This window comes from Pseudochelatococcus contaminans (genome assembly GCF_014195635.1).
Classification (GTDB): Bacteria; Pseudomonadota; Alphaproteobacteria; order Rhizobiales; family Beijerinckiaceae; genus Pseudochelatococcus; species Pseudochelatococcus contaminans.
Genome location: NZ_JACICC010000005.1, coordinates 289,089 through 315,846, shown reverse-complemented (window position 1 = coordinate 315,846; position 26,758 = coordinate 289,089). Strand labels below are relative to the sequence as shown.

At 60.8% G+C, this 26,758-nt stretch carries 22 protein-coding genes and 2 tRNA genes; 15 read left to right on the top strand and 9 right to left on the bottom strand.

The window, feature by feature from the left end; translation table 11 throughout:
* Positions 1-24 precede the first annotated feature (24 nt).
* The 3 genes from FHS81_RS12015 to FHS81_RS12005 all read right to left on the bottom strand — a co-directional run bounded on the left by FHS81_RS12015 (position 25) and on the right by FHS81_RS12005 (position 6,061).
* Positions 25-2,676, bottom strand: a complete 2,652-nt coding sequence (locus FHS81_RS12015; protein WP_030540724.1) for an excinuclease ABC subunit UvrA — start codon at positions 2,674-2,676, stop codon at positions 25-27.
* A 151-nt stretch (positions 2,677-2,827) separates the two neighbouring features.
* Positions 2,828-4,693 (bottom strand): Na+/H+ antiporter NhaA, encoded by a 1,866-nt coding sequence (gene nhaA / locus FHS81_RS12010; protein WP_030540723.1) that lies wholly within the window; start codon positions 4,691-4,693, stop codon positions 2,828-2,830.
* Between the two features lie 54 nt (positions 4,694-4,747).
* The gene (locus FHS81_RS12005; RefSeq protein ID WP_103025175.1) at positions 4,748-6,061 is read right to left on the bottom strand and encodes a replication-associated recombination protein A; all 1,314 of its coding nucleotides are present in this window, start codon (positions 6,059-6,061) and stop codon (positions 4,748-4,750) included.
* A gap of 328 nt (positions 6,062-6,389) precedes the next feature.
* Here FHS81_RS12005 and FHS81_RS12000 point away from each other — a divergent pair, with 328 nt between their 5' ends.
* The 3 genes from FHS81_RS12000 to FHS81_RS11990 all read left to right on the top strand — a co-directional run bounded on the left by FHS81_RS12000 (position 6,390) and on the right by FHS81_RS11990 (position 8,288).
* On the top strand, positions 6,390-6,653 hold the full coding sequence (locus FHS81_RS12000; RefSeq protein ID WP_030540722.1) for a DksA/TraR family C4-type zinc finger protein: 264 nt from the start codon (positions 6,390-6,392) through the stop codon (positions 6,651-6,653).
* 261 nt (positions 6,654-6,914) lie between these two features.
* Positions 6,915-7,205: a metal/formaldehyde-sensitive transcriptional repressor gene (locus FHS81_RS11995; RefSeq protein WP_030540721.1), complete on the top strand. Its 291-nt coding sequence runs from the start codon at positions 6,915-6,917 to the stop codon at positions 7,203-7,205.
* Positions 7,206-7,367: 162 nt separating this feature from the next.
* The gene (locus FHS81_RS11990; protein WP_183753250.1) at positions 7,368-8,288 is read left to right on the top strand and encodes a LysR family transcriptional regulator; all 921 of its coding nucleotides are present in this window, start codon (positions 7,368-7,370) and stop codon (positions 8,286-8,288) included.
* Between the two features lie 48 nt (positions 8,289-8,336).
* Here FHS81_RS11990 and FHS81_RS11985 read toward each other — a convergent pair whose 3' ends face one another.
* Entirely contained in the window at positions 8,337-9,011 is a 675-nt protein-coding gene (locus FHS81_RS11985) for an SDR family NAD(P)-dependent oxidoreductase (protein WP_103025177.1), read from the bottom strand.
* A 400-nt stretch (positions 9,012-9,411) separates the two neighbouring features.
* On the opposite strand from FHS81_RS11985, the gene FHS81_RS11980 reads away from it, so the two are divergent.
* From FHS81_RS11980 to FHS81_RS11940, 9 genes are all read left to right on the top strand, one after another.
* Positions 9,412-10,623: a glutathione-independent formaldehyde dehydrogenase gene (locus FHS81_RS11980; RefSeq protein WP_229825135.1), complete on the top strand. Its 1,212-nt coding sequence runs from the start codon at positions 9,412-9,414 to the stop codon at positions 10,621-10,623.
* A gap of 337 nt (positions 10,624-10,960) precedes the next feature.
* Positions 10,961-12,070, top strand: coding sequence for an S-(hydroxymethyl)glutathione dehydrogenase/class III alcohol dehydrogenase (locus tag FHS81_RS11975; RefSeq protein ID WP_103025179.1), 1,110 nt, complete (start codon positions 10,961-10,963; stop codon positions 12,068-12,070).
* A 52-nt stretch (positions 12,071-12,122) separates the two neighbouring features.
* Positions 12,123-12,521 (top strand): VOC family protein, encoded by a 399-nt coding sequence (locus FHS81_RS11970; protein ID WP_103025180.1) that lies wholly within the window; start codon positions 12,123-12,125, stop codon positions 12,519-12,521.
* Between the two features lie 145 nt (positions 12,522-12,666).
* Positions 12,667-13,497 (top strand): S-formylglutathione hydrolase, encoded by an 831-nt coding sequence (gene fghA, locus FHS81_RS11965; protein ID WP_103025181.1) that lies wholly within the window; start codon positions 12,667-12,669, stop codon positions 13,495-13,497.
* A 20-nt stretch (positions 13,498-13,517) separates the two neighbouring features.
* Positions 13,518-14,852 carry an NAD(P)/FAD-dependent oxidoreductase gene (locus tag FHS81_RS11960; protein ID WP_103025204.1) on the top strand — a complete coding sequence of 445 codons (1,335 nt, stop codon included), beginning with the start codon at positions 13,518-13,520 and terminating at the stop codon, positions 14,850-14,852.
* The gene (locus FHS81_RS11955; RefSeq protein ID WP_229825136.1) at positions 14,824-16,170 is read left to right on the top strand and encodes a DUF3422 family protein; all 1,347 of its coding nucleotides are present in this window, start codon (positions 14,824-14,826) and stop codon (positions 16,168-16,170) included. Before FHS81_RS11960 ends, FHS81_RS11955 begins: the two co-directional genes overlap by 29 nt.
* A gap of 151 nt (positions 16,171-16,321) precedes the next feature.
* The gene (gene uvrB, locus FHS81_RS11950; RefSeq protein WP_030541533.1) at positions 16,322-18,298 is read left to right on the top strand and encodes an excinuclease ABC subunit UvrB; all 1,977 of its coding nucleotides are present in this window, start codon (positions 16,322-16,324) and stop codon (positions 18,296-18,298) included.
* A 165-nt stretch (positions 18,299-18,463) separates the two neighbouring features.
* Positions 18,464-18,895: a DUF488 domain-containing protein gene (locus tag FHS81_RS11945; protein WP_103025183.1), complete on the top strand. Its 432-nt coding sequence runs from the start codon at positions 18,464-18,466 to the stop codon at positions 18,893-18,895.
* A gap of 101 nt (positions 18,896-18,996) precedes the next feature.
* Entirely contained in the window at positions 18,997-19,908 is a 912-nt protein-coding gene (locus tag FHS81_RS11940) for a LysR family transcriptional regulator (RefSeq protein ID WP_103025184.1), read from the top strand.
* 11 nt (positions 19,909-19,919) lie between these two features.
* Here FHS81_RS11940 and FHS81_RS11935 read toward each other — a convergent pair.
* The 4 genes from FHS81_RS11935 to metX form a co-directional block, all read right to left on the bottom strand.
* Positions 19,920-19,996, bottom strand: a tRNA-Arg gene (locus tag FHS81_RS11935).
* A 220-nt stretch (positions 19,997-20,216) separates the two neighbouring features.
* Positions 20,217-20,287 (bottom strand) — tRNA-Arg (locus tag FHS81_RS11930).
* Positions 20,288-20,363: 76 nt separating this feature from the next.
* Positions 20,364-21,062 carry a methionine biosynthesis protein MetW gene (gene metW, locus FHS81_RS11925; protein ID WP_183753248.1) on the bottom strand — a complete coding sequence of 233 codons (699 nt, stop codon included), beginning with the start codon at positions 21,060-21,062 and terminating at the stop codon, positions 20,364-20,366.
* Between the two features lie 3 nt (positions 21,063-21,065).
* On the bottom strand, positions 21,066-22,232 hold the full coding sequence (gene metX, locus FHS81_RS11920) for a homoserine O-acetyltransferase MetX (RefSeq protein ID WP_183753247.1): 1,167 nt from the start codon (positions 22,230-22,232) through the stop codon (positions 21,066-21,068).
* Between the two features lie 322 nt (positions 22,233-22,554).
* On the opposite strand from metX, the gene FHS81_RS11915 reads away from it, so the two are divergent.
* From FHS81_RS11915 to FHS81_RS11905, 3 genes are all read left to right on the top strand, one after another.
* Positions 22,555-23,403, top strand: coding sequence for a chorismate mutase (locus tag FHS81_RS11915; RefSeq protein ID WP_183753246.1), 849 nt, complete (start codon positions 22,555-22,557; stop codon positions 23,401-23,403).
* 72 nt (positions 23,404-23,475) lie between these two features.
* Complete coding sequence (hisC, locus tag FHS81_RS11910; RefSeq protein ID WP_183753245.1) at positions 23,476-24,588, top strand: histidinol-phosphate transaminase; 1,113 nt, start codon at positions 23,476-23,478, stop codon at positions 24,586-24,588.
* Positions 24,581-25,567, top strand: coding sequence for a prephenate/arogenate dehydrogenase family protein (locus tag FHS81_RS11905; RefSeq protein WP_183753244.1), 987 nt, complete (start codon positions 24,581-24,583; stop codon positions 25,565-25,567). The genes hisC and FHS81_RS11905 overlap by 8 nt, the downstream gene beginning before the upstream one ends.
* Here the strand turns inward: FHS81_RS11905 and FHS81_RS11900 are convergent.
* Positions 25,559-26,635 carry a DUF2125 domain-containing protein gene (locus FHS81_RS11900; RefSeq protein ID WP_183753243.1) on the bottom strand — a complete coding sequence of 359 codons (1,077 nt, stop codon included), beginning with the start codon at positions 26,633-26,635 and terminating at the stop codon, positions 25,559-25,561. The genes FHS81_RS11905 and FHS81_RS11900 overlap by 9 nt on opposite strands.
* Between the last annotated feature and the right edge of the window lie 123 nt (positions 26,636-26,758).

Below are 26,758 nucleotides of genomic sequence, written 5' to 3'. Positions count from 1 at the left end.
GACGGCTATCGTTGGCATGTCGGACTACTTGGCCCGCGCCAGTTCTTCGACAAGAAACGGCGCCGTCCGGCTACCGGGTGTTCGGGCCACCTGTTGAGGGGAGCCGGCCACGACTATCTTGCCGCCAGCATCGCCAGCACCTGGTCCTACATCGATTACCCAATCGGCCTGCGCCACAGCGCGCATGTCGTGCTCGATCATCACCACACTATTTCCGGCATCGACCAGCCGCTGCAATTGTACCAACAGCCGGTCGGCGTCCGAGGCATGCAGGCCGGTGGTCGGCTCGTCGAGCACGTAGAGACTGCGCCCGCGCTGGCTGCGCTGAAGCTCGGTCGCCAGCTTGATGCGCTGTGCTTCGCCACCGGACAGTTCGGTGGCCGGTTGGCCAAGTCGCAGATAGCCCAGCCCGATCTCGCGCAGTAATTGCAATGGTCGTGCCACCGCGTCCTCACCCGCGAAGAAGCCGTGGGCCTCGTCCACCGTCATGGCCAGCACCTCGGCGATGTTGCGCCCGTTCCAGCGCACCTTCAGCGTGGCATCGTTATAGCGCGCGCCATGACAGGTCGGGCACGGCGCATAGACGCTCGGCATGAACAGCAGTTCCACGCTGACGAAGCCCTCGCCCTCGCACGTTTCGCAGCGCCCTTTGGCCACATTGAACGAGAACCGTCCGGCGTCATAGCGGCGGCGCCGCGCATCGGGGGTGGCGGCGAACAGCTTGCGCACATGGTCGAAGAGGCCCGTATAGGTCGCCAGGTTCGAGCGCGGGGTGCGGCCGATCGGTTTCTGGTCCACCTGCACCAGACGCTGCACGGCATCCACGTCGCCGGCGAGATGACCGCCGGTGACTTCGATGACCGTCGCGCCTTCGCCAGAGCCGCTTTCGGCCGCGTCGTCCTCGGGTTCGTGACCCAGATGCAGCAAGATCAGTTCCGGCAAAGCCTGCGCGACGAGGCTGGATTTGCCCGAGCCAGAAATGCCGGTAACGGCCGTCAGCACGCCGAGCGGAATGCGCGCATCCACGCCGCGCAGATTGTGGCGATGGATGGCTTGCAACTCCAGCCAGCCCGAGGGCTCGCGGCCTCGGCTCGCGGGCGCGGCGATCTCGTCGAACAGATAGCGCGCGGTCCGGGATTCGGCGATCTGGCGCAGGCCCTCCGGCTCGCCGCTAAAGAGCACGTGGCCCCCGTGTTCTCCGGCATCGGGTCCGACATCCACCAGCCATTGCGCGCGGCGCATCAGGTCCAGATCGTGCTCGACCACGAACACCGAATTGCCCGCGTCGCGCAGCCTGTCGAGAGCGTCGTAGAGGGCCTGGCTGTCGGCCGGGTGCAGCCCCGCCGAGGGCTCGTCCAGAACATAGACGACGCCGAACAGCAGGGAACTCAACTGCGTGGCCAGCCGCAGGCGTTGCAGTTCACCCGCCGAAAGTGTCGGGGTGGCCCGGTCCAGCGTCAGATAGCCGAGGCCCAGCCCCCGCAGTTGATGCAGGCGGGCCATCACGCCACCGGCGATGCGTTGCGCGGCGAGACGCTTTTCTTCCGAGAGTGCGGAGGTGCGGCGCACATCGGGCGACACTGCGTGAACGGCCTTACCGGAGGCCGCCCGTTCGGCCCGGTCGCGCTGGGTCGCCTCCCTGTCCGTACCTTCCCCCGCCGTATGGGCGCTGAAATCGCCCTGGACGATGGGTTCGAGCAGGGCCGCCAACTGGTCCAGCGGCATTTGCATGAAGGCGCCGATATCCACTCCGGCGAAGGTGATCGCCAAGGCTTCGGGTTTCAGTCGCTTGCCGTCGCAAGTGGGGCACTGCTTGCCCTCCATGAAGCGCGATACGCGCTTGCGCATCAGGGCGCTCTGGGTGTTAGCGAAGGTGTGCAGCACATAGCGCCGGGCGCCGGTGAAGGTGCCCATATAGCTCGGCTCCAGCTTACGCTTGAGCGCCGCTCGGGTTTCGGCGGGCGTGAAGCCCGCGTAAACCGGCACGGTGGGCGTGTCCTCAGTGAACAGAATCCAATCTCGGTCCGCCTTGGGCAAATCCTTCCATGGCCTGTCCACGTCGTAACCCATGCTGACGAGGATATCGCGCAGGTTTTGACCCTGCCAAGCGGGCGGCCAGGAGGCTATCGCCCGTTCCCGGATGGTCAGGGAGGGATCGGGCACCATGATGGCCTCGGTCACCTCATAGACATGCCCCAGGCCATGACAGGTGGGGCAAGCCCCCTGCGGCGTGTTGGGGGAAAAATCCTCGGCGTAGAGCATCGGCTGACCGGCCGGATAGGCGCCGGCGCGCGAATACATCATCCGCACCAGGCTCGATAGCGTGGTGACGCTCCCCACGGAAGAACGCGCGTTGCTGGCGCCGCGCTGCTGCTGCAAGGCGACCGCCGGTGGCAATCCGTCGATGGCATCGACGTCGGGCACGCCAGCCTGGTCGATCAAGCGCCGTGCATAGGGGGCTACCGACTCGAAATAGCGTCGCTGCGCCTCGGCGAAGATGGTGCCGAAGGCGAGCGAGGATTTGCCGGAACCCGAGACACCGGAGAATACCACCAGAGCGTTGCGCGGGATGGAAACGTCCACGTCCTTGAGGTTGTTCTCGCGCGCACCGCGCACCTGCACGAGACCGCTCGCTGCGGCAGTACAAGAGGATTCACCGAAAGGAGAGTCTGGCATGTTCTTATCCTGTAGTTCGTGAGCTAGCGATGGGCCGGATTCGGGGAAGATCGGTCAAGCGTCCGCGCTTGGCGGCGTCGCGTGATCGAGCGAGCGCCAGCCCCCCTCGCTCGCCCGACCCGCTCCGGTGCCTCCCGGCTCGAGACCCCGCTCAGGACTGGGCTTCTTGCGTCCGGGTGCCGCGGCGGCTGGCTTCGAGCGCAGCAGTGAGCGTGCGGGCGTCGTAACTGCCGAGCAGACGACGCCCCTCGACGAAGAACGTTGGAGTGGCGTGCGCACCGCTGGCGACCGCACTGGCGAGGTCGCGCTCGACGCGCTCGATCACCGCGGCGCTGTCGAGATCCGCGATAAACCGGTCGACGTCGAGGCCAACCTCTGCGGCGTAGCCGATCAAGTCCTCGCGCTCCAGCGCATGTTGGCGGGTGAACACGAAGTCCAGCCACGGCCAGAACATCCCCTGGTTCGACGCGGCCTCGGACGCCCGCGCGGCGATCAGCCCGTGCGGGTGGTGCGGCAGCTGGCGCACCACATACCTGAGGTCGTCCCCGAAGTGCTCGCGCATATCCTCCCACGAACCGGTCGCGTGCGCACAGTACGGGCACTCGAAGTCCACGTACTCCACGAGCGTGAGCTGGGCGTCCTCCGGACCACGGATGTGGTCGACCTCGGGATCCACCGGCGGCTCGAGCACCATCGGCAGATCGGCGGTCTCCTCACCCCATCTCCGGGCGGCAACCTTGAAGATGAGCCACCCGAGCAACGTGGCGAGCACCATCGACACGAGCACACCGACCGTCGCCTGGCGGCCCAGGTCGGAGGTCGTGCCGAACGCGAGCCCGATGATGAGCAGCGACACGGTGAACCCGATCCCGGACAGTGCCGCTCCACCGAACACGCTCCCCATCCCGACGCCCTCGGGCAGCCGACCCAGGCCGAGGCGGATCGCGGCGAGTGTGATGAGTCCGATGCCCAGGACTTTGCCGAGCACGAGCCCCGCAATGACGCCCCAGGTCACGGGCGAGCCGAAGGCCTCAGCGAGCAGCCCGCCACGCAGGTCCACCCCGGCGTTCGCCAGGGCGAACACCGGCACGATCAGCAGCGCGGTCGGTAACCGCAGGAACTCGTGCAGCCGCTCGTTCACCGAGATACCTCGGGACAGCCCGCGGTCCACCGCGTGGGCCGATGCGGCACTCGGAGACTGCCAGAAATCTCGGAACAGCTGTCTTGCCGCGACGACCTTGTGACGCTGTGTCGCGTAGGCAGGGATCAGGAGCCCCGCGGCCATCCCAGCAAGGGAGGCATGGATGCCGGAATACACGGTTGCGAACCACAGCCCGATCACGATCAGCACATACGGCGTTGCCCGCCACTGGCGGGTGCGGCCTAGCAACCACAACCCGACGAGACTGGCGAGGGCGATTAGCAGCGGGACGATCCGGATCTCCTCGCTGTAGACGATGCCGATGATGGACACGGCGAGAAAGTCGTCGACCACGGTCAGGGTGAGCAAGAACACGCGCAGCTGACCGGATAGTCGCGGACCGACGATCGCCAGGGTGCCCAGCATGAACGCCGTATCGGTGCCGACCACCGCACCCCACCCATGCAGGCCCTCACTTCCGGCCAGCCCCACGATCAGGACATACACCAGTGCGGGAAGCACGACACCCGCGACCCCTGCGATCAGAGCGAGACGGGCACGGCTGCGGTCCCGGAGAGATCCGTGGGCAAACTCCTGACGCACCTCCAGGCCGATCAGGAAGAAGAAGACGACCATCAGGCCGTCGTTGACCCAGTGATGCAGATCCATGTGCAGGCCGAACGGGCCGAAATTGAACCCGACATCCAGGTGCCACAACGCAAAGTAAGCGTCGGACAGCGGCGAGTTTGCCCACACGAGCGCCACGACCGTGACGATCACCAGCAACACCGCAGCACCAGGCTCCGTGCGCAGATAGTGGGCAACTCGTCTCCGTCTGATATTCGCCGTGGATTCACCGAAAGAAGAGTCTGGCATGTTCTTGTCCTGTAATTCGTGCGGTAGCGATGAGCCGATTTCGGGGGAGATCGGTCAAGCGTCCCCGCTTGGCGGCGTTGCGTCATCGAGCGAGCGCAGCCAAGCAAGCCTTTCTCCCAGCCTGCGCTCGACGCCTCTGTCGGTTGGCTGGTACCAGCCCGGCCGCGCTACGCCCTCGGGAAAATAGGTTTGCCCGGCGGCATAGCCGCTGGGCTCGTCATGGGCATAGCGGTAGCCTTCGTGATACCCCATCTGCTTCATCAGCTTCGTCGGTGCATTGCGAAGATGGAGGGGAACAGGCTGGGAGCCGCTGCGCTTGACGAATGCCTTGGCCTGGTCCCAGGCGGCATAGGCGGCATTCGACTTGGGGGCGAGGGCGAGGTAAGTCACCGCCTGCGCCAGCGGTATCTCGCCCTCTGGCAAGCCCAGCCTGTCGTAGGCCAGCGCGGCGTTGAGTGCCAGTTGCAGCGCCTGCGGGTCGGCATTGCCGATGTCTTCGCTGGCCATCACTATCATGCGGCGGGTCACCTGGCTCACGTCGCCGCTGCCGTCGAGGATGCGGGCCAGCCAATACAAGGCTGCATCGGGGTCGGAGCCCCGCAGCGACTTGTGGAAGGCCGAGAGCTGCCAGTAGAACTCGTCGCCGCCCTTGTCGAACCTGCGCAGTGATGGGCTGGTGGACAGCCTGGCGAACTCGCCATCGACCACAGCCTTGCCAGCGCCCGACGCAGCATTCGTCACCTGCTCAAGCAGATTGAGGAAACGCCTGCCATCGCCATCTGCGAAGCCCTTGAGCAGGTCCAGTGCGTCCGCATCCAACGTGACGCCCCGAAGATGCGGCAGGGCGCGTTCGTAGAGCTGGTTCAACTCGTCGCCGGATAGCGGTTCGAGGGTATAGACCTGTGCGCGTGAGAGCAGTGCGGAATTCACCGCCAACCCGGGATGCTCGGTGGTTCCCCCCACCAGGGTCAGGAGCCCCGACTCGACATGGGGCAGCAAGGCGTCCTGCTGCGCCTTGTTGAAACGATGGATCTCATCGACGAAAAGCACTGTCGATCGACCATGGTTGTCCAGTTCAGCCTGGGCCTCGTCGATGGCCTGCCGAATGTCCTTCACCCCGGCAAGCACGGCCGAGATGGCGATGAATCGGCTGTCGGTCGCGCGTGCCGCCAGGCGCCCCAAAGTGGTCTTGCCCACACCTGGCGGTCCCCAGAGGATGAACGAGTGCAACCTGCCGGACTCGAAGGCGAGGCGCAGTGGTTTTCCCGGACCCAGCAGATGCCGCTGCCCCACGAATTCATCGAGAGATCCGGGGCGCAGGAGTTCTGCCAAAGGCGGTCTGGGCTTTGTCGTGAACAAATCAGTCAAGATCGCCTCATGGGGTCATTGCATCGAATGGCGCAGCGTTCCCACGCCAAACCGAATCCACCAGCCAATAATGATTATACTCGGTCCTACTATACCGTATACGCACTCCAGGGCGCAACATTCGAATCTCATCCGTTCGGAGCGCTCATCGCCGAGAGACCGCCCGACAGCGCTGCGGAAGGCGACCTCCGCTGGAGGGATCGAGCAGGCAACTGTCATAGCCCTTGATACTGGGCAGGAGTATTCCTAAATGTGCGTAGCTGGGATATTTGGGCCTCGTGCGCCCATGTAACCATTTGACCTCGCATGCGCTTTGAAGGAGCCGGAAATGGCGAACGGATGGGGACCCGAAGGCGGGGTTCAGGACCAGATTGACGCTACTGTAAGGGATGCGCTCTCAGCGGCACGTTCTCGACTTCCTTTGGGAGACGGCACCCTCGAATGTGAGGTGTGTGGAGAAGAGATCCCGCTGCGACGTCGCCAAGCCATTCCATCAGTCAGGACATGTATTGCTTGCCAAGGCGAACGCGATAAGCGACCAACGTTCTCCGCGATCAACCGCCGGGGCAACAAGGATAGCCAACTGCGTTGAATGGCAGGTGCAGATCGGCTCTTAAGCTTGCTTCGGAGTGGACGTGAGTCGTCATCTTCGTTCGACGGTCAACCGTCGTTCCTAGTGGCCTGAAAGCCGATCAGAATCCGCGCACGAAGGCACAAGACCGGTCCTCTGGCTTGGCCGCATCCAAAGGCCTCGCGGCGGGAAGTCGGCGTCCACCCGATAAAGGCGTGGACATCACACATGGATGAACATATCTCCTGTATAGTATGCCTCAGCGCCGAACAGGAAGATTTGATGCCATACACACCAGAAGAGAAAAGTCGGGCCGTCACTCGCATTCGTCGTATCAGGGGCCAAGCCGAAGCGCTTGAGCGTGCGATCCAAGCTGGGGCCAGCTGCGCAGCGTTGCTTCAGCAGATCGTGGCGATGCGTGGCGCGACCAACGGCTTGATGGCGGAAGTGATGGAGAGCCATCTTCGGGAGACCTTTGATCCACGGATCAAGTCCAAAGCCGCTCCAAAGGCCACTGATTACGATGAAGACCTTGAAGGTGTGATGAAGATCTTACGAACCTATCTCAAATAGCGCATCCCTGTCGTTACGAAACGCGCTTCTTACATCAGTATTTTTCTTTGTTCATCAGATGCTTGAGACGTCCAGCCCCGCAACAGATCGACTGATTCTGCGAAGGCGTTTTGAGTTTGACAACGGGTGCTCTCCTCGCCGTTCTAGCATAGGAGGCGATCTATGATCGTGAGAAATTTTGGATACCTGCTTGCGTTGTATCGCGAGGGGCACTTCGGCAGAGCGGCCAAGAGTTGCAACGTATCGCAGCCCACGCTTTCCGCCGGCATCAAGCAGCTCGAGCAAGACTTGGGCGTCGAGATCGTGCGGCATGGTCGGCGCTATGACGGCCTCACCTTGGAAGGTGAGACCGTGCTGGCTTGGGCAAAGAAGATCGAGAGCAACTGCGAGGGGCTGGAGCGCGACATTTCGGCTCTCAAACGTGGGCTTGAAGGGCAATTCCGCTTAGGCCTCCTGTCGAGTGCGTCGGTGGTGGCGCCGATCCTCAGCTTGGCCCTCGCTGAAAGGATGCCTCTTCTTGAACAATCCATTCGCGCGACCCAGCTCTCGTCGCTGACCAAAGCCTTGCTGGCGCATGAAATAGACATGGCGCTGGTCTATCTCGAAGACGTAACAGAGGAGGACTTCGATACTCACCTTCTATACCGAGAGCAGATCGTCATATTCCAAGCGACCAGAGACCCGTTGCCGCGACAGGTCTCATGGGATGATGTCGCAAATCTGCCCCAGTGCATCTTGGACTGCGCGCTACCCAAAGCCGCGCACTCCAGACTCGGGCACTGTGCCGCAAAGACGATCAGGACCAACAATGTCGATGTTCTCACCGCCCATATAGCGAGTGGGCGATATGCCACCGTCCTTCCGCAATCCCTCGCAACCTATTTTGCTCGGATTCCCGACATTCGGGCGGTTGAAGTCACAGGTGAAGGCACGGATGCCGCTGTTGGGTTGGCTACGATCAGAAATGAGCTGAAATCGACGCCTTCGACCGCACTTTTGGAGATAGTCCGCTCTCCCGAAACAATCGCCGCGATACAGGATGCTTTGGACCTGTATCGCCAGTTTCAACCCGATGGGAGCTGACCGACCGTTCATGCCGTGGCAACGCGGCATGAACGGTCCCGCGACCCGCTATTCCACGTAGATCATTTTCTTGGTCATCCCGCCGTCGACCACAAGCGTTTGCCCCGTAACAAAGCCGGCCGACGCCAGATATAGAACGGCCTCGGCAATGTCCTGGGGACGACCGACCCGGCCCACCGGATGCTGCGCCTCGTCCTCGGCGCGCAGATTTGTTTCGTTCGTGATCCAACCAGGTGCGATTGTATTGACCCGAATTTTTGGGCCAAGTTGCACAGCTAGCGCCTGCGCGAGTGCCACCATGCCACCCTTTGCAGCGGCATAGGCAAAGTCGACGCCTTCCGACATCAACGCGCGCGTGGAAGCCATCATGACAATTGAACCACCGCCGGTGAGTAGGGGCGATGCCGCTCGCGACATCAAAAAGGCCCCTGTCAGATGGCTACCGATAGTGTTGTTCCACTGTTCGAGTGAGGTGTCCCCGAGCTGCATGAATGTGTCGTAAACAAGCCCGCCATTGTTGACGAGCAAGTCTAGTTGATCCCAGCCAAGGGTGCGGAAAGCTTCGGTTACAGATTTTTCGCTCGAAAGATCGCAATAAATCTGCTGACCGATTGCCCCCTCCTTCAGATCAAACGATGCGACTTCCCATCCATCACTCAACAAGGCGGAGCATATCTCCTGACCGATCAGCCCAGACCCTCCTGTTACAATCGCGCGCTTCATAAGGACTCCTTTCTGTCTAGGAATGATAACTAGACTGGCCGCGTTCCGCCAACACAACTAATGCCGGATGAGTGTGCGTGGAAGGCGCCTCGATGAACTTTAACTGCTCCTTCTCTTCGACAGGCATTATGTCGCTACGTTTGTGATATGTTATATCGTATTGTTTTGACGCAGCCGCCATCATCTCGCGGCGTGTTCATAGAAATTTCTGATCCTGGGATAGAATCTTCGAGTTTGCCGCGACGAAGAAGCGAGGGCATCCTGCTTCTACGGTAATGATGAGCCACTCAACGGCGTTATTGTGCTGTGTCGAAGTTATTCGGCTCGGCAGATTGAGGCGCGTCAAATTTTATTCTCATCAATGCTTAGGGGGCACTGAAAAGAACGTAGGAGATATCTGATGGCTACCGGCAACCGGATCGTAACCTTCGAGAAACCGATGGAAATGAAGGTCAACACCTTCAAATTCCCGGAGCTGATTACCCCGCAGGGCAAGAGGGCACCGCACGGCGCCATTCTCAAGATCGTCACCACGAACATCTGCGGCAGCGACCTCCATATCTATAGAGGGTCGTTCGAAGTCCCCAAGGGAATGACGATGGGCCATGAGATGACCGGCGAGGTGATCGAGGTCGGCTCTGATGTCGAGTATATCAAGGTCGGCGACATCGTATCTGTCCCCTTCAACGTGGGCTGCGGGCGCTGCTACAACTGCAAGCACATGCGCTCGGAGGTGTGCGAAAACACCAATCCCGAAGTCGATTGCGGAGCCTATGGCTTCAACCTGGGCGGTTGGACCGGTGGGCAAGGGGACTACCTGTTCGTCCCCTATGCGGATTTCAACCTACTGGCCTTCCCTGACAAGGACGCGGCCATGGAGAAGATCCGTGATCTGACGCTGCTGTCGGACGTGCTGCCGACCGCGTTCCATGGTTTCGCCGCACCCGACTGGCCGGCGCAGCCCTCCTATATCGTCGGTGAGAATGTGCTGATCTTCGGCGCGGGGCCTGTCGGTCGTGCGGGTGCTGCTTGCGCGCGACTGCTGGGCGCAGGCGCCATTATCGTCGCCGACTTCATTCAGGAGCGGCTCGACCTGCTCAAGCCGCACGGGATCGAAACCATCAACCTGTCGGACGGGACGCCGATCGAGGACCACCTCGAACGCATCACCGGCAAGCGTCAGGTCGATCGCGTAATCGACTATGTGGGGCTGGACTGTCGAGGCTTCGGGCCGGATTCCGACAAGATCGTCGAGAATGCCGTGACCAACGCGCTCCTGAAATATGTCCGTTTCGGTGGGATGACCAGCACGGTCGGCGTTTACTGCCCCAATCCGATCTCCAAAGATCCGCTCAGCAAAAAAGGCAGCATGGAAGTCGATTGGGCCAGTGGCTGGATCAAGTCGCCGCGCATGTCGGCGGGTCAGTCGCCGACCGCGAATTACAACCATGCCCTCATGCGGGCGATCCTGAATGATCGGATGCCCTATCTGACCCCGATGATGAATATCAAGTTCATCGCCCTGGAGGATGCCCCGGCGGCCTACAAGGAGTTCGATGACGGATCTGCATTCAAGTACGTCATCGATCCCCATGGCTCGGTGAAGCACTGATCCTCACAACCGGAATGTCTCACGATCATGATCGGGGGGCATTCCGGTTTCGCAGGACGGCTTGACGCAAGAATGCCAATCTTGGCTTGCCAATCGCGCACGCCGCCAGATCGACGAGCCAAACCATTCCGGACCGCACTATCGGCCAGCTACTGCGGTTTTCCGAGTCTCTAACCTCCCTTCACTCCCTGGCAATCCTTGATTTGGACATCCTCTTGCATTCTGCATGGGAGTATACTAGGTGTACTCCCATGCAGTATATGCGGCCCACGAATCGACATGTCACAACAGGCATGGCCGCTGGCAGCCCGCTTCAACCCACGAGGAGAATCCAAAGATGAAATCTCGCGCCGCTGTTGCCTTCGAGGCAGGCAAGCCACTCGAAATCGTCGAGATCGACGTCGCCCCGCCCCAGAAGGGTGAAGTGCTCATCAAGGTTACGCATACCGGGGTGTGCCACACCGATGCTTTCACGCTGTCCGGCAATGATCCGGAGGGCATCTTTCCGGTCGTTCTCGGCCACGAGGGCGCGGGCATCGTCGTCGAGGTCGGCGAGGGCGTCACCAGCGTCAAGCCGGGGGATCACGTCATTCCGCTCTACACGGCCGAATGCGGCAAGTGCGAGTTCTGCACGTCCGGCAAGACCAATCTGTGCGTCGCGGTTCGCGAAACGCAGGGCAAGGGCTTGATGCCGGATGGCACCACGCGCTTTTCGTACAATGGCCAGCCTCTATACCACTATATGGGCTGCTCGACATTCAGCGAATATACGGTCGTTGCCGAAGTCTCGCTCGCCAAGATCAATCCCGAAGCGAATCCCGAGCATGTCTGCCTTCTCGGCTGCGGTGTCACCACCGGCATCGGCGCGGTCCACAACACCGCCAAGGTTCAGCCGGGAGACTCCGTTGCCATATTTGGCCTGGGCGGCATCGGTCTCGCAGCGGTCCAGGGCGCGCGTCAGGCCAAGGCGGGCCGCATCATCGCGATCGACACCAATCCGTCCAAGTTCGAGCTGGCCCGCCAGTTCGGCGCGACCGACTGCATCAACCCCAAGGATCATGACAAGCCGATCCAACAGGTGCTGATCGAGATGACGGGCTGGGGCATCGATCACACCTTCGAGTGCATCGGCAACGTCCACGTCATGCGCGCGGCGCTGGAAGCCGCGCATCGTGGCTGGGGCCAGTCGATCGTCATCGGCGTCGCCGGGGCCGGACAGGAGATTTCGACGCGGCCGTTCCAGCTCGTCACCGGCCGCGTCTGGAAGGGGTCGGCCTTCGGCGGCGTCAAGGGACGGACCCAGCTTCCCGGCATGGTCGAAGACGCCATGAGAGGCGACATCGATCTGGCTCCCTTCGTCACCCACACCATGGGTCTGGAGGAAATCAACGAAGCGTTCGACCTGATGCACGAAGGCAAGTCGATCCGCACCGTGATCCACTACTGATCCGACAAATCAAGTCTGTTAACTTCAATAACTAACCTCAAGGAAGAATATCATGGCTGACCCCGTTATCTCCGGCAACGGCGTGTTCTCGCACGTCTTCATCGGCGCTGCCGACGTCGAGCAGTCGGCAGCGTTCTACGACGCCGCTTTGGGCGCTCTGGGCATCAACAACCTCGGCCCCTTCGGCAATGGTTGGGTGCTGTACGGTCGCGAAAAGCCCGCTTTCATCATTGCCCGCCCCGGTAATGGCGAAGCGCCCTCCAGCAATGGCGTGACGGTCGGCTTTGCTGCCGCGACGCCCGCCGAAGTGGATGCTTTCCACGCCGCCGGCCTCGCTGCTGGTGGCACTGACGAAGGCCAGCCTGGCCCCCGTGGCCACCTGCCGGGTGCCTATGCTGCCTATCTGCGCGATCCGGCGGGCAACAAGGTCTGCTCCTACACCTTCATCTAAGGCCGGAAGGTGATGGCGATACCCGCAACCCTATGACTGGCTGTCGCCGGCGCTGAAACAGCCGCCGGCGCTTCCCCCGCACAACAGCCATGAACAGGAGCCTATCGGCACACCGTCCACCAACCGTCGAAGCAAGGAAACAAAAATGGAACGTGTCGAACATCACGCCAGCTTCGGCGGTTGGCAGGACGTCTATCAGCATGACTCGATCAGCCTGGGTTGTCCGATGAAGGTCGGCGTCTATCTGCCTCCCCAGGTCAAGGACGGTCGCGTGCCGGTGCTGTATTGGCTGTCCGGCCTGACCTGCACCGAGCAGAATTTCATCACCAAGTCCGGCGCGCAGCGTTTCGCGGCGGAGCATGGGATCATGATCGTCACGCCGGACACCAGCCCACGAGGCGAAAGCGTGGCAGACGATCCCAGCTATGATCTTGGGCATGGCGCAGGCTTCTACGTCAATGCGACGCAGCAGCCCTGGGCTGCCAATTACCGCATGTATGATTACGTCGTCGAGGAATTACCGGCACTGATCGAAGCCACATTTCCGGCCGATGACCGTCGCGCGATTGCGGGGCATTCCATGGGCGGACATGGCGCACTCGTCGCGGCACTGCGCAATCCCGGACGCTATCGCAGCGTATCGGCTTTTTCGCCAATCGTCGCGCCGAGCCAGGCGCCTTGGGGCGAGCGCGCTTTCACGGCATATCTCGGCGATGACCGTTCTGCGTGGGAGCAATATGATACCATCGAACTCATCAAGACCGTCCGAGAGCGCCTGCCGCTGCTGATCGATCAGGGTCTTGATGACGAGTTTGCAGATCGTGAGTTGCGTCCGAGTCTCCTGCAAGCAGCGTGCGAGGCAGCGGAACATCCGCTGATCCTCCGTCAGAGGCCCGGATACGACCACAGCTACTATTTCATCGCGAGTTTCATCGACGAGCATATGGCCCATCATGCAGCGGCGCTGTTCCAATGACCGCGCCAGCATCTTCGCCCATGCGCGAAACCGCATCGGGCCTTGAGACCGCCTCAGGTCGCCATCGTGTGGTGGTCGTGGGGGCAGGCTTCGGTGGGCTGGAGGTTGTGCAGAGGCTCGCCGGAAGCGGTGTCGCCGTCACCCTTGTCGACCGCCGCAACCATCACCTTTTCCAGCCGCTGCTCTATCAGGTCGCAGGCGCTTCGCTGTCGCCGTCAGACATCGCATGGCCGATCCGCGCGCTCTTCCGCAAGCGCAGGGACGTGCGCACCTTGCTCGGTGAGGTCCGGCATGTCGATACGGACGAGCGGCACGTCCTCCTGGAGGACGGCCCGGCGCTTGCCTACGACACGCTCGTCATCGCGACGGGGGCGACGCATTCCTATTTCGGCCATGACGAATGGGAGCCTTTCGCGCCCGGCCTGAAATCGCTCGAAGACGCGACGACCATCCGTCGCCGTGTCCTGCTGGCTTTCGAGGAAGCCGAGCGCGAAACTGACACCGCCCGGCGAGCCGCCTTGCAGACTTTCGTCATCATCGGAGGCGGACCAAGCGGCGTGGAGCTTGCTGGCACGATAGCGGAACTCGCCCATCGGACGCTCGCGCACGATTTTCGCATCATCGACCCTGATGCGACGCGCGTGGTGCTGATCGAGGCGGGGCAACGCCTCCTGTCGGTCTTCCCGGAGGATATGTCCGCCTATACGCGCCAGGCGCTGGAAAAGCTGGGTGTCGAGGTCAGGCTCGGCATGCCGGTTACGGACTGCTCGTCCGATGGCGTCATTGTCGATGGTGCGCTTGTCCCCGCTCAGACGATCCTGTGGGCGGCTGGCGTGCAGGCATCACCGGCTGCGCGCTGGCTGAATGCGGAAGCTGATCGCGCCGGGCGTGTCATCGTCGGACCTGACCTGACAGTGCCCGGCCAGCGCGACATTTTCGTGATTGGCGACACCGCGGCTGCTACCGGCCCGGACGGAAAGCCCGTCCCCGGCCTCGCTCCCGCGGCCAAGCAGGCAGGGCAATATGTGGCGCGGCTGATCCGTCAGCGGATGCGGGGCTCTAAGACCACCACGCCTTTCCGCTATCGGCATCAGGGCAATCTGGCGACGATAGGCAGCCGTCTTGCCGTCGTCGACATGGGGCGGATCCGGCTGCGCGGCACACTGGCATGGTGGATGTGGAAGCTCATTCACATCTACTTCCTGATCGGGGTGCAGAATCGTCTTAGCGTTGCGCTAAGCTGGTTGTGGACGCATGGTATGGGATATCGTGGTTCCCGGCTGATTACTTATAACAACTACGATGGTTACGGCGCCGCAAAGAAGAATGACAAGGAAGGACCGTCAGTTGAGTGAAGGAGGCGCCACACCGCTTGGCAGTTCTACAGTCTATGGTATGCCAGTCTTGGGTAGCAGGAAGATTGCCCTAGATGAGCTTCATGCCCGCCCGTTTCCCTTGGTAGAAGCTCCGCGCGCCTTGGTGCAACTTGCCTTCATGAACGAAGGCAATCTGGCGAAGGATCGCGAAACCCTGGCCGAACTATCGAGCCGGGTGGGCGCCTCACTACCGGATCAGAGCACTCCCCTTCACGGCCTGACATTCGAGCAGGGCGATCTGCATCGCGAGAAGCACACTGAGTTCTTCACCTACCTGTGGTGCGCACCTCTTGACCCTGAGACCGGGAATCCGGTGGGTCTCGATCCCTTCAAACATGGCTTCATCCCGCCTGGGCCGATCGTATCGGGTATCCGTCTGGATGTCGTGACCTGGACTGAGGAGAGTGCGCAGTCTTACATAGATCGCTTCGATCCGGTCAGCCGCTGCCACTCGCTTGTCGAGGATGGCATGGCCGATATCATTACCGATTTCCGTCAGGACAGCGATGGCCTGACGCGAATTGTCATTCTGGATCGGGGGCTAACGCCAATACGGCTTGGCGCCCTGGCCCAACGGCTTCTCGAAATCGAAACCTATAGGACGCTTGCCCTTCTCAGCATCCCGATGACCCAACAGCTTGGACCGCATCTGCGGGAGATCGAGAAGCGACTTGCCGCCATCACCGACGAGATGCGCCAGTCCGCGCGCCGCAACAGCGAGGAGCTGCTGTCCAGCTTGACGGACCTGTCGGCAACGCTTGAGGCCGACACGGCGTCGAGCCTCTACCGCTTTGGCGCCAGCCGCGCCTATTATGAAATCGTCGAGGAACGGCTGACCGCACTCGGCGAGACTTTCGTCCCCGGCTGCTATCGTTGGCGCAGTTTCCTACATCGCAGGATTGCTCCGGCAATGCGAACCTGCCGTTCTATTGAAGAGCGTCAGGCCAACCTGTCCGACAAGCTGGCGCGCGCAACGACGCTGCTTCGATCCTGGATCGATGTGCAACTCGAACGACAGAACAGCGATCTGCTGGCCTCCATGAACAATAGGGCGAGGCTGCAACTGCGGCTTCAGCAGACCGTAGAAGGTCTGTCTGTCGCGGCAATTTCCTACTATGTCATTGGACTATTGTCCTATCTCATAAAGGGCCTCCCAGGGTACCACGATATCGTTTCACCCGAACTGGTAATTTCTGCCCTCGTTCCCGTGGTCCTGCTCGCGATATGGTGGACCGTTCGGCGGATCAGGAACTCTCATAGCGACCCTGGGCTTCCGGATCGGAGGGATCGAACATGACCCGACAACCTAATTCGGGTGCGAAAGGCGCTCACGAAGCATGCCTCGCCTCCAAAGACCGGATTGCCGGAGCCTACCGGTATTTAGGTTCTAATGGCAGTAATGCCGGGAAGATATTCACCATGAAACGACGCTTGCAGGAGGGTTTCTAATGTCTACCGGCGTTTTCATTTTGCACTCTCAATATACCCCCTCGGGCGATCAGCCCGAAGCCATCGCACGGCTGATCTCAGGCATCGAAGAGGGGGCGCATCATCAGACCCTGAAGGGGATCACCGGATCGGGCAAGACCTTCACAATGGCCAATGTGATTCATCGCCTGAAGCGGCCCACCCTGATCCTGGCGCCGAACAAGACGCTGACCGCGCAGCTTTATGACGAAATGAAACAGTTCTTCCCTGAGAACGCGGTGGAGTATTTCGTTTCATACTATGACTACTTCCAGCCGGAAGTATATCTGCCGGGTAGTGATCGGTTCATCCCGAAAGATTCCGCGATCAACGACCATCTGGAGCGCCTGCGCCTGTCCACGACGAAATCGCTCATCGAGCGTCGAGACACCATCGTCGTCGCTTCGGTGTCGTCCATCTACGGAATGGGCGATCCCGACGATTATCGGGCATTGCAGGTTCCGCTCTCGCCGGGCGCGAGGTTGAGCCTGAACGAGCTTCTTCATGGCTTTGCCCGATTGCAGTATGATCGTACCGAGCACAAGCTGAAGCGTGGAACCTATCGCGTTACCGGCGATATGGTCGAGGTCTTTCCAGCGGATTCGGAATACAAGGCCATTCGTCTCAGGTTGTCGAATGGCGTGATCGAGACCCTTGACTGGATCGACGCAGCTACCGGACAACAACTGGAGAGCATCGCTCACTATCTTGTCTCGCCGAAGACGGTTCTGGCAGCCTCGGCAAGCCAGGTGGAAACCGCCGCCACGGCGATCCTTGAAGAGATGGAAAGGCGTGTTGCTCAGTTAAACAGCGAAAACCGCCATGTGGAAGCGGAACGCCTATATGAGCGGATTACGAACGACGCCGAAATGCTGCGGCAGGTCGGATACTGCTCGGGCATGGAAAACTACGCCTGCTATCTGAGTGGCCGCGATCCCTCCCTTCCTCCGATCACCTTGCTCGACTACCTCCCGAAGGATGGCCTTCTGTTCGTCGATGAATCCCATGTGATGATTCCGCAGATCTCGGCCATGTATAGCGGCGATCAGAGTCGCAAGGACACGTTGATCGAGTTCGGCTTCCGTCTGCCGTCCTCCAAGAACAATCATCCTCTGAGCTTCAGGCAGTTCGAGGCCATGAAGCCGCAGACGATCTTCGTTTCCGCAACCCCTGCCGCATATGAGCTGAATATTTCGCAGGATCGCGTCGTTGACCAGATCGTGAGACCCACCGGCCTGCTGGACCCTGAAGTCGAAGTCCGTCCCTGCGAGGGAGACATCGACGATCTGCTGCGCGAGATTACCGAGCGTGCGGCCAGAAACGAGCGGGTGCTGGTGACGACGCTCACGAAGGTCGCCACGGAAAATCTTCATGCCTTCCTTGAAAGCAAGGGCGTTCGGGCGCGGTATCTGCACTCCGATATTAAGACGGAAGACCGGATTGAGATCATAAACGGCCTTCGCGCCGGCGAGTTTGATGTCCTGATCGGTATAAGTCTCTTGCGCGAGGGACTGGATATTCCCGAGGCATCCCTGATCGCGATTCTCAACGCAGATCGCGCGGGCTTCCTACGAACGGCGCCGACTCTGATTCAGATGATCGGCAGAGCCGCCAGGAACGTCAACGGGAAGGCAATCCTTTACGCTGATGTGGTGACACCGGCAATGAAACAGGCAATGGATGAAACAATCGATCGAAGGCAGCGTCAGATTGCCTTTAACGAAGAGCATGGCGTCACCCCCTCTTCATCCATCCGAAAAATCGCCTCCGAGCAATCTCCGGCGTCCGAACCTTCAGTTCACTCGGAAGCGTTCTGTGCCAACCTCTCGGAGCTTTGTAATCGGATCGGCGAGGCAGAGCATCGTCTGCTGTCGGCCGTCGACACCGGCGACGACGCACTGGCGGAAGACATTCGCCTTCGCCTGGACAAGCTATATGGCCAGTTTATCTATCTATGATCACATTAGACGTGGATCGGTATCTGAAGCGTTCTGGCCACCCGCTGAAGTACATTCATTAATGAGCAAAGAGGTATTTTTCCTGGAACGATGGTTCGTCCGACGCAAATACGGGCTTCGGCAGCACAGATCCGTGAGGCTGGGGATCTTGGGTAGATCAGGACGATGAGAATATTCACCATTGGGTTCACCAAGTCATCGGCTCAGCACTTCTTCACGAGGTTGAGAGACTCCGGCGCCAAACGGCTTGTCGATGTTCGCCTCAATAATGTTTCACAGTTATCAGGCTTCGCGAAGCGTGACGACCTGAGATATTTTTCCGAAGCCCTGTGTGGAATGGAATATGAGCATCTGCCGGAACTCGCACCGACGAAGGATATGTTCGAAGATTTCAAGGTAAGAGGGGGAGACTGGAACAGTTATGCCGCAAGATTTCGGGATCTGATATCGCGACGCCAGATCGAGATGATCGACAAGGAGAAAATTGAAGGTGGATGCCTGTTGTGCAGCGAGGACAAGCCGCACCACTGTCATCGACGACTTGTCGCAGAATACTTAGCAACAAAATGGCCTAACGTTGAGATCGTGCATCTCTAGAGCACGAACAAAAGACGGCAGGAGATAGGCCCTCCTCTCTGTTCAACAGGGTGCCAGACCGACAGCCGCCGTCTCAATCACATGCGGGAGGATTTCGCTGTATGAACGAAGCTGCCCTGCGGCATTTGAAATATGTACTCAAGGTCGTCGAACTGGGTAGCATGCGGAAGACCGCGCAGGCCCTGAGCGTTCAGGAGTCTACCGTTAGCAGAAACATTGCCGCCATCGAACAACGCCTCGACCTGCTCCTGTTTGAACGCCACAATAACGGCGTCAGACTGACCGCTGCCGGACGGGACTGGATCGAGGGTGTGCGCGAACATTATCGCGGGCTTGAGGCGGCGCTCAGCCAAGGCAATCAGCAAACAAAACATAACGACCTACTCCGCATCGGCCTCAGCACACCGTTCGGTCGCGAGTTCCTTGTCCGTCTCATTGATCGGTTCGAAAAGCGCTATCCGCGCATTGCCGTCACGTTTCAGGATGGTTCATGCCGCAACCATACAAACGCCATCCGTCGTCGCCATCTGGACATAGCCTTTATGTGCGGCGGCTATGAAACTAGACCCTGCCGGCGTGAAGATATCTGGAGTGAAGGCCTGGTCGCTTTGCTGCCGGCCGATCATCGCCTTGCCGAAAAGGAAGCCTTGACTTGGAGCGATTTTGCTGGGGATCGGCTGCTCGTACCGCAAGGCGCTGACGGTCCGCTGCTCGAGCCTTGGCTTACAGATCGCATCTCCGCCGGAGAACGGGCACCCGTTATCGAACAGTGTCAGGCCTGTCAGGCCACGATCGTTCTGAAAGTGCAGATTGGCAGTGGCTTTACCGTCACCGGGGTAAGCTTTGCCGACGCCATCGATATCACTGGTACGGTATGGCGGCCAATCGTCGGACCGGACAGCATCGGCACGATAAGCGCCGTCTGGCTTGATACCAATCCCAAACGCGCAGCCCTGCATCTGCTCGGCATCGCCAGAAATATGGCGGTCGAACTGGAGCAAAGATCAAGTTGAAGAAAAATGGGTGGCGCACCCGACAGGATTCGAACCTGTGACCTTCGGCTTCGGAGGCCGACACTCTATCCAGCTGAGCTACGGGTGCATCTGTGTTCAGATAGGGTTCGAGACCGAACTGGGTCAATCACGAATCCGACTTCGAATCGACGATACCGGACTAGGCTAAAAAGCTCTGCCGATTGTCGCCGCTCGTTCTCTACAGCCTCCTTCAGTTTGCTTCCGTGATGCTTCCGTGACCACGGAAGCGGTTTTTGCGCTTCCTTCGAGCATCACCAAGATATTGGTTTTGCTCAATTTTCTTACCTAGCACCCACAACCCACTTGACTTAGCCTTGCCTTCGGAGGGCAACGCTCTATCCAGCTGAGCTACGGGTGCCTGCGCTTTGCTCGGGTATCAACCTAACAAAGCGTTATATTATGCCATAGCACTTAAAGTATTTTTTCGTCGTGCGCTATTGTTTTTTCCCGTGGTCCACAGTTCTCTGGTCGGCAACGTTATGATCCGTTGTTGATGGCGTGCGGCGGCGGAGCAGGAAGACTGCTTGTGAGCCGAACAGATTCCACAGCCACCACGGGGCGTTTACGCCAACCGGACGGCCATTGGCGTGAAGGGCGACCGCTCGCTCTATATCCGCGCCGACAGCGTCGCACAGCTCTACGAAATCACGGATGGTGCAGAAGTGGATATTGGGCGTGTCGTACCACGTGTCCGGCAGGTTCTTTGTCACCGGCATCGTACCCTTCAATGCGAGATGCGTTCTGACGCGCCAGTGGCCGAAGTTCGGCAACGATACGATAGCACGGCGGCCGATGCGCAGAAGATGCTCCAGTACGACGCGGGGGCGGCGCGTCGCCTGTATCGTTTGGGACAGGATGACGTAATCGAAGCAGTCATCCGGATAAGCGGCAAGATCGGCGTCGGCGTCGCCCTGAATCACTGACAGTCCGCGCGCCACGGAGCGGCTGACGCCCTCGTGTGACAACTCTATGCCACGCCCATCCACATCCCGCTCACGCACCAGCAAATCGAGGAGCGTGCCGTCGCCGCAGCCGACGTCCAGCACACGCGAGCCCGGCTCCACCATGCGCGCCATGAGCAAATGGTCGAGGCGTTCGCCGTCGTGATCGAAGTGCGGAGAGGAAATCGCCATGCGTCAGATGCCCCGTTTCCGCGCCGCAGCCGCGAGGAAGCCGCTCGTGGTGGCGATAAGCTCCGGCTCGTCCAGCAGGAAGGCGTCATGCCCTTTGTCGCTGATAATCTCGACAAAACTCACCGACGCCCCGGCGGCGTTGAGGGCGTGCACCACGCTGCGGGAATTGCCGGTGGGGAAGAGCCAGTCCGATGAGAATGAGATAACGCAAAATCGCGTACGCGTGCCGCGAAACGCGTTGGCAAGAATGCCATCGTGGCTGCCCGCGATATCGAAATAGTCCATCGCCCGCGTTACATAGAGGTAGCTGTTGGCGTCGAAGCGCTCGACGAAGGCTTCCCCCTGATGACGCAGGTAACTCTCGACCTGGAAATCCGCATCGAAAGTGAATGTCGGCGCGGAACGATCCTGCAATCGCCGGCCGAACTTCCGGTGCAGGGCTTCTTCCGAAAGATACGTGATGTGCGCGCCCATGCGCGCCACCGCCAGCCCCTTTGCGGGCCGCGTGCCGGCCTCCAGATAGCGCCCGCCGCGCCATTCGGGGTCCGCCATGATGGCCTGGCGTCCAACTTCGCTGAATGCGATGTTCTGCGCTGAATGAATCGCAGCGGTGGCAATGGGCATGGCGCTGTAGACACGCTCGGGAAAGCTCGCGGCCCATTCCAGCACCTGCATGCCGCCCATGGAGCCGCCGGCCACGCAGAAAAGTTCGTCGATGCCCAGAAAGTCCACCAGCATCGCCTGCGCGCGCACCATATCCCGGATCGTCACCAGCGGGAAAGTCAGCGCCCAGGGCTTACCGGTTTCCGGGTTGATGGAAGCAGGGCCTGTTGTGCCCAGACAGCCGCCGACCACGTTGGAACAGATGACGAAATAGCGATCCGTATCGATGGGCTTACCCGGCCCGACCATCGTGCTCCACCAGCCAGGCTTGCCCGTTACCGGATGAACGTTGGCGGCGTGCTGGTCTCCGGTTAGCGCATGACAGACCAGCACGGCGTTGGAACGCGCCGCGTTGAGTTCACCATAAGTCTGATAGGCAATCTGCAACGGCGACAGTTCCACGCCGCTGTCGAGAACGAGCGGACGCTCAGGGCCGAAACGCGCCACGAGGCTGTCGGGCGATTCGACTTGTGAAGCGGAAATCTGGGGGAGGGTGCCGCTCGTCATGATGCAAGGATTATCCGGGTCCACGAAAGCAGGCGGGTGGGTGAGACGCGTCAATGGCCGTCGGTAGCCTCTTTCCACCACGGCCATCAGCGTTCTTTATTCCGAACATTTCGGACAGATCGGCAACGCTGTCAAGGGCATGTCGCGCCGCTCACAAGGTTCCGGCGCGCTCTGCCAGCCTTTGCAACCTGCATGCGGACGGGTGAAACATACGGCTTTGCATATCGGTGAACGTGGCCTTATACCAGATGCTTGCGGTCCGTGACTGCTCGCATGCGGGCTTGCGCCAGCCTTGCGGATATGCCCGACGATGGAACAGACGATGAGTGCGCCAGAAAGCATAGAAAAGACTGATGCCGCCCGGCTGGCGGACCTGCGGCAGAACATCGACCGTATCGATGCCGAGATGCATGGTCTGTTGATCGAGCGCAGTGAGATCGTCAACGCGCTCATTGCTGTCAAGGGCACACGCTCGTCCGGTCAGGCGTTCCGGCCGGGACGCGAGGCGGATATGATGCGCCGGCTGGCTGCCCGGCACCGTGGCATTCTGCCGCTCGATACGGCCGAGAATATCTGGCGCATCATCATTTCCACATTTACTTATGTGCAGGCGCCGTTCAGCGTCCATGCCGACATCTCTGCCGGCGATGGCCCCATGCGCGACTCGGCGCGGTTTCATTTCGGCTTTACGGTGCCCTATGTTCCGCATGCGGGAGCGGCTGCCGTGATTGACGCGGTGGCGCGCTCGCAGGGGGACCTCGGTATTTTCCGGCCGGATCAGAAAACCGCCGTCAACCCGTGGTGGGAGGCGCTGCGCAATCCGGACGCTCCGAAGATCATCGCGCGCCTGCCGTTTATCGAGCGACCGGACCATCCGGCCGGCACGCCGCTTTATGTCGTGTCGAAGCCGCTTGAGGATGCCGCTGTGCGCGAAACCGTGCTGGTCGCGGCCCGGGTGGAGCGATGGCGCGAGGATACGCAACAGGCGCTCGCCAGCGCGGGAGCCGAGATCACTGGATCTGCCGGCGTCGAGGGCGGGCTGTCCTTGCTCGTCGCCATCGATGGCGCCACTGGCAGTGAAGCAGTTCGGGAAGCGCTTGAGCATGCCCGCGTCGGGCGTGTCGAGGTTGCGGAAATCGGTAGCCACGCGAACCGCTTCCAGCTCTCCTGAACGACGACGCCTTGCTGTCGCCGCCTCCCTTTTATGAATGATATCGTCTGAAGACCTGCCGGAGTTATTATTATGAGCACCGCATCGACCCGCCCCGTTCCCAAGCCCGGCGTTCTTGCCATCGATACTTATGTTCCGGGCCGCAGCGGGGCGACGGGTGTCAGCAAGGTGTACAAGCTTTCCTCCAACGAAACGCCGCTTGGCCCGAGCCCGGCGGCGCTAGAGGCCGCACGCGCTGCAATCAACCATATCGAAGCTTATCCCGATGGCGGGGTGACGCGCCTGCGCGAAGCCATTGGCCGGCGCTTCGGGCTTGATCCGGCGCGCATCGTGTGCGGGGCGGGATCGGACGATATTCTGCATCTTCTGGCGCAGGCTTATGTTGGCCCCGGCGACGAGGGCATCCTGACCGAGCATGGCTTTCTCGTTTACAAGATCGCGATTCAGGCAGCGGGCGGTACCCCGGTCATCGCGCCGGAAACGAACTTCACCACGGATGTCGACGCCATTCTGGCGCGTGTCACAGAGCGCACGAAGATCGTCTATATCGCCAACCCCAACAATCCGACCGGGACTTATCTGCCCTTCGACGAGATCAAGCGGCTCCATGCCAGCTTGCCGGGGCATGTGGTGCTGGTGCTCGATGGCGCTTATGCCGAATACGCGCGCGCCAATGATTACTCTGCCGGTACGGAACTGGTATCGGAGAACGAAAACGTCGTGCTGACGCGGACTTTTTCCAAAGTCTACGGGCTTGCCGCCCTGCGGATCGGCTGGGCTTATGGTCCGGCGGGCATCATCGATTCCCTCAACCGCATTCGCGGGCCGTTCAACGTCAACACGCCAGCGAGCGAAGCAGCTATCGCCTCGCTTGCCGACGAGGCGCATCTGGCCAGTTCCCTCACGCACAACAGCGAATGGCTTGAGTGGCTGACTGGCTCTCTCAAGGCACTCGGCCTTGAGGTAACGCCGAGTGCGGCCAACTTCCTGCTGGTTCACTTCCCGCCGGAGACGGGCAAGGATGCGCAGGCGGCGGACGCCTTCTTGGCCGCGCGTGGCGTGATCGTGCGTGCGGTCGCTGCCTATGGCTTGCCGCATGCATTGCGCATTTCCGTGGGCACGGAAGAGGCAAACCGGCTTCTGGTCGCGACGCTGGCGGAGTTTCAGGGGCAGGTTAATGATTGATGGTTTGAAGCGCCTCGACGCGCCTTTGTTCGGGCGCGTCGCGGTTATCGGCCCCGGTCTTATCGGTTCGTCCATTCTGCGCGCCGCGCGCGAAACACACCTCGCCGAAACGCTGGTGACCTCGGATGCCAATCCGGATGTCCGTCGGCGGGCGCTGGAACTCGACCTTGCGGATGAGGTGCCGGAGACATCGGCTGAGGCCGCTATCGGGGCGGATGTGGTTATCATCTGCGTTCCCGTGGGAGCCATCGCGACGGTCGTTGCCGATATTGCCGGCAGCTTGAAGCCCGGTGCGATTGTTTCTGATGTCGGATCGGTCAAGGCGGGCGTCGTCGACAAGGTGCTGCCGCTTCTGCCCGCAGGGGTGCACTTCGTGCCCGCTCATCCCGTCGCCGGCACGGAATACTCCGGGCCGGACGCCGGCTTTCCGACTTTGTTCCTGAATCGTTGGTCGATCATTACCCCGCCGGACGGCGCGGATGATGAGGCTGTCGCCCGTATCGCGTCGCTGTGGGAGACCATCGGCGCGAATGTGGAATTCATGACGGCAACACATCATGACCTCGTGCTGGCAATCACCAGCCATGTGCCGCATTTGATCGCGTACAACATCGTCGGCACAGCGGCGGATCTGGAGCAGGTCACGCAGTCTGAAGTCATCAAGTTTTCGGCCGGCGGCTTTCGCGATTTTACGCGCATCGCGGCGTCAGATCCGACGATGTGGCGCGACGTGTTCCTCAACAACAAAGAGGCGGTGCTGGAAATGCTCGGCCGCTTCAATGAGGATCTGGCGGCGCTGGCGCGGGCTATCCGCTGGGAGGATGGCGACAAGCTTTTCGAGCTGTTCACGCGGACGCGTGCTATCCGGCGCAACATCATCGAACTTGGTCAGGAAACCAGCGCGCCGGACTTTGGCCGCACCGGCGCTGCCCCGATCAATCCGGAAGCCGCGCCCGTGCAGGAAACTGCGTCAGTATAACGGTCGCAGAATGCCCAGGCGCAGCGGCCCGACGAGCACTTGCCCGTCACGCAGCGTTATGGGGGGCAGGGTGGTGAGATTGGGGTCGGCGTTTTCCGGCCTCTGTCCCCCGCCGCCGAGAATCGCCAGACCGCTGGCGATCAGGTTGCCACGCCCACCAAGGCCGAAACGGCCCAGCAGTTCCTCGAGACCCGCAACGGACGCCTGCACCCGTCCCTGCGGACGGCGCAGTTCATCAAGCGCAAACTGACCACGCGCCTCAATACGCTGCTGCCCCTTCACCGCATTGAGCTGATCGATTTCGAGGACTCCGCCCGCAAGTCGCCAACGCTCAAACTCCACGAAAGGCGCACGAGCGGTAAAGGATGCTGCCTCGGTAATCGCGCCATGGAAGGCGATCGTTGTCGTTTCTTCGTTACCGGCAAGAAGATTGAGCGCCGGAATGCGCGCATCCTGCAACGTGAACGATATGTCGTAGACGTGATCTTCCGCCGGACGCTCCGGATCGACACGCAAATGCGATTGCCATGAGGCCGCCCGCAGAACCTCGGTGTCCGCATTTGTCGTCGTGCCGGTATAGATGACGGGTTCGGCCACGGATATCGAGAAACGGTCCAGCCGGTTGCCTGTGAAAACGGCGCTGGCGTCGAACTCCGTCCAGTTTGCTGTCAGGCGCTCGCCGCCTTCGCTGTCAGCGACAAGCGGCCCCTCAATCTGAACGATGACATGGTTGGGCTTGTAGACCTGCGCCACTGCCGTAAATTGCGCCACCGTGCCCGTTACGATGCCCGCCGGCGTCGTGCCTGTGAAATGCAGATCGGAACAACGCACCTCGAAGCGGAAGGGAAAACCGCCGAGCGATCTGTCCGGGCACGTCCAGTGGCGCTGCTGTTCGGCCTCCTGCGCCAGCCAGATGGTGATGGCATCATTCACCCGTGCGCGCGCGATGAACCAGAATGCCGACCACGCTGTCAACAGCACAAGAAGGAACGCCAATGGCAGGAAGAGCGCCACCCGGCCGCCACGTTTGAGCGAAGGGGACAACGCTGTTTGGGAGGGTTCGCTCACGGGATATAAACTCCAGATGGACGCGGCACGATCAGCACGGGCGAATTCTCCACTCGAATATCGGCGATTTTACGAGAGGGCGAGCCTGTGCCGGCAGATGTCTGTGGATGTTGTTTGGTCCGT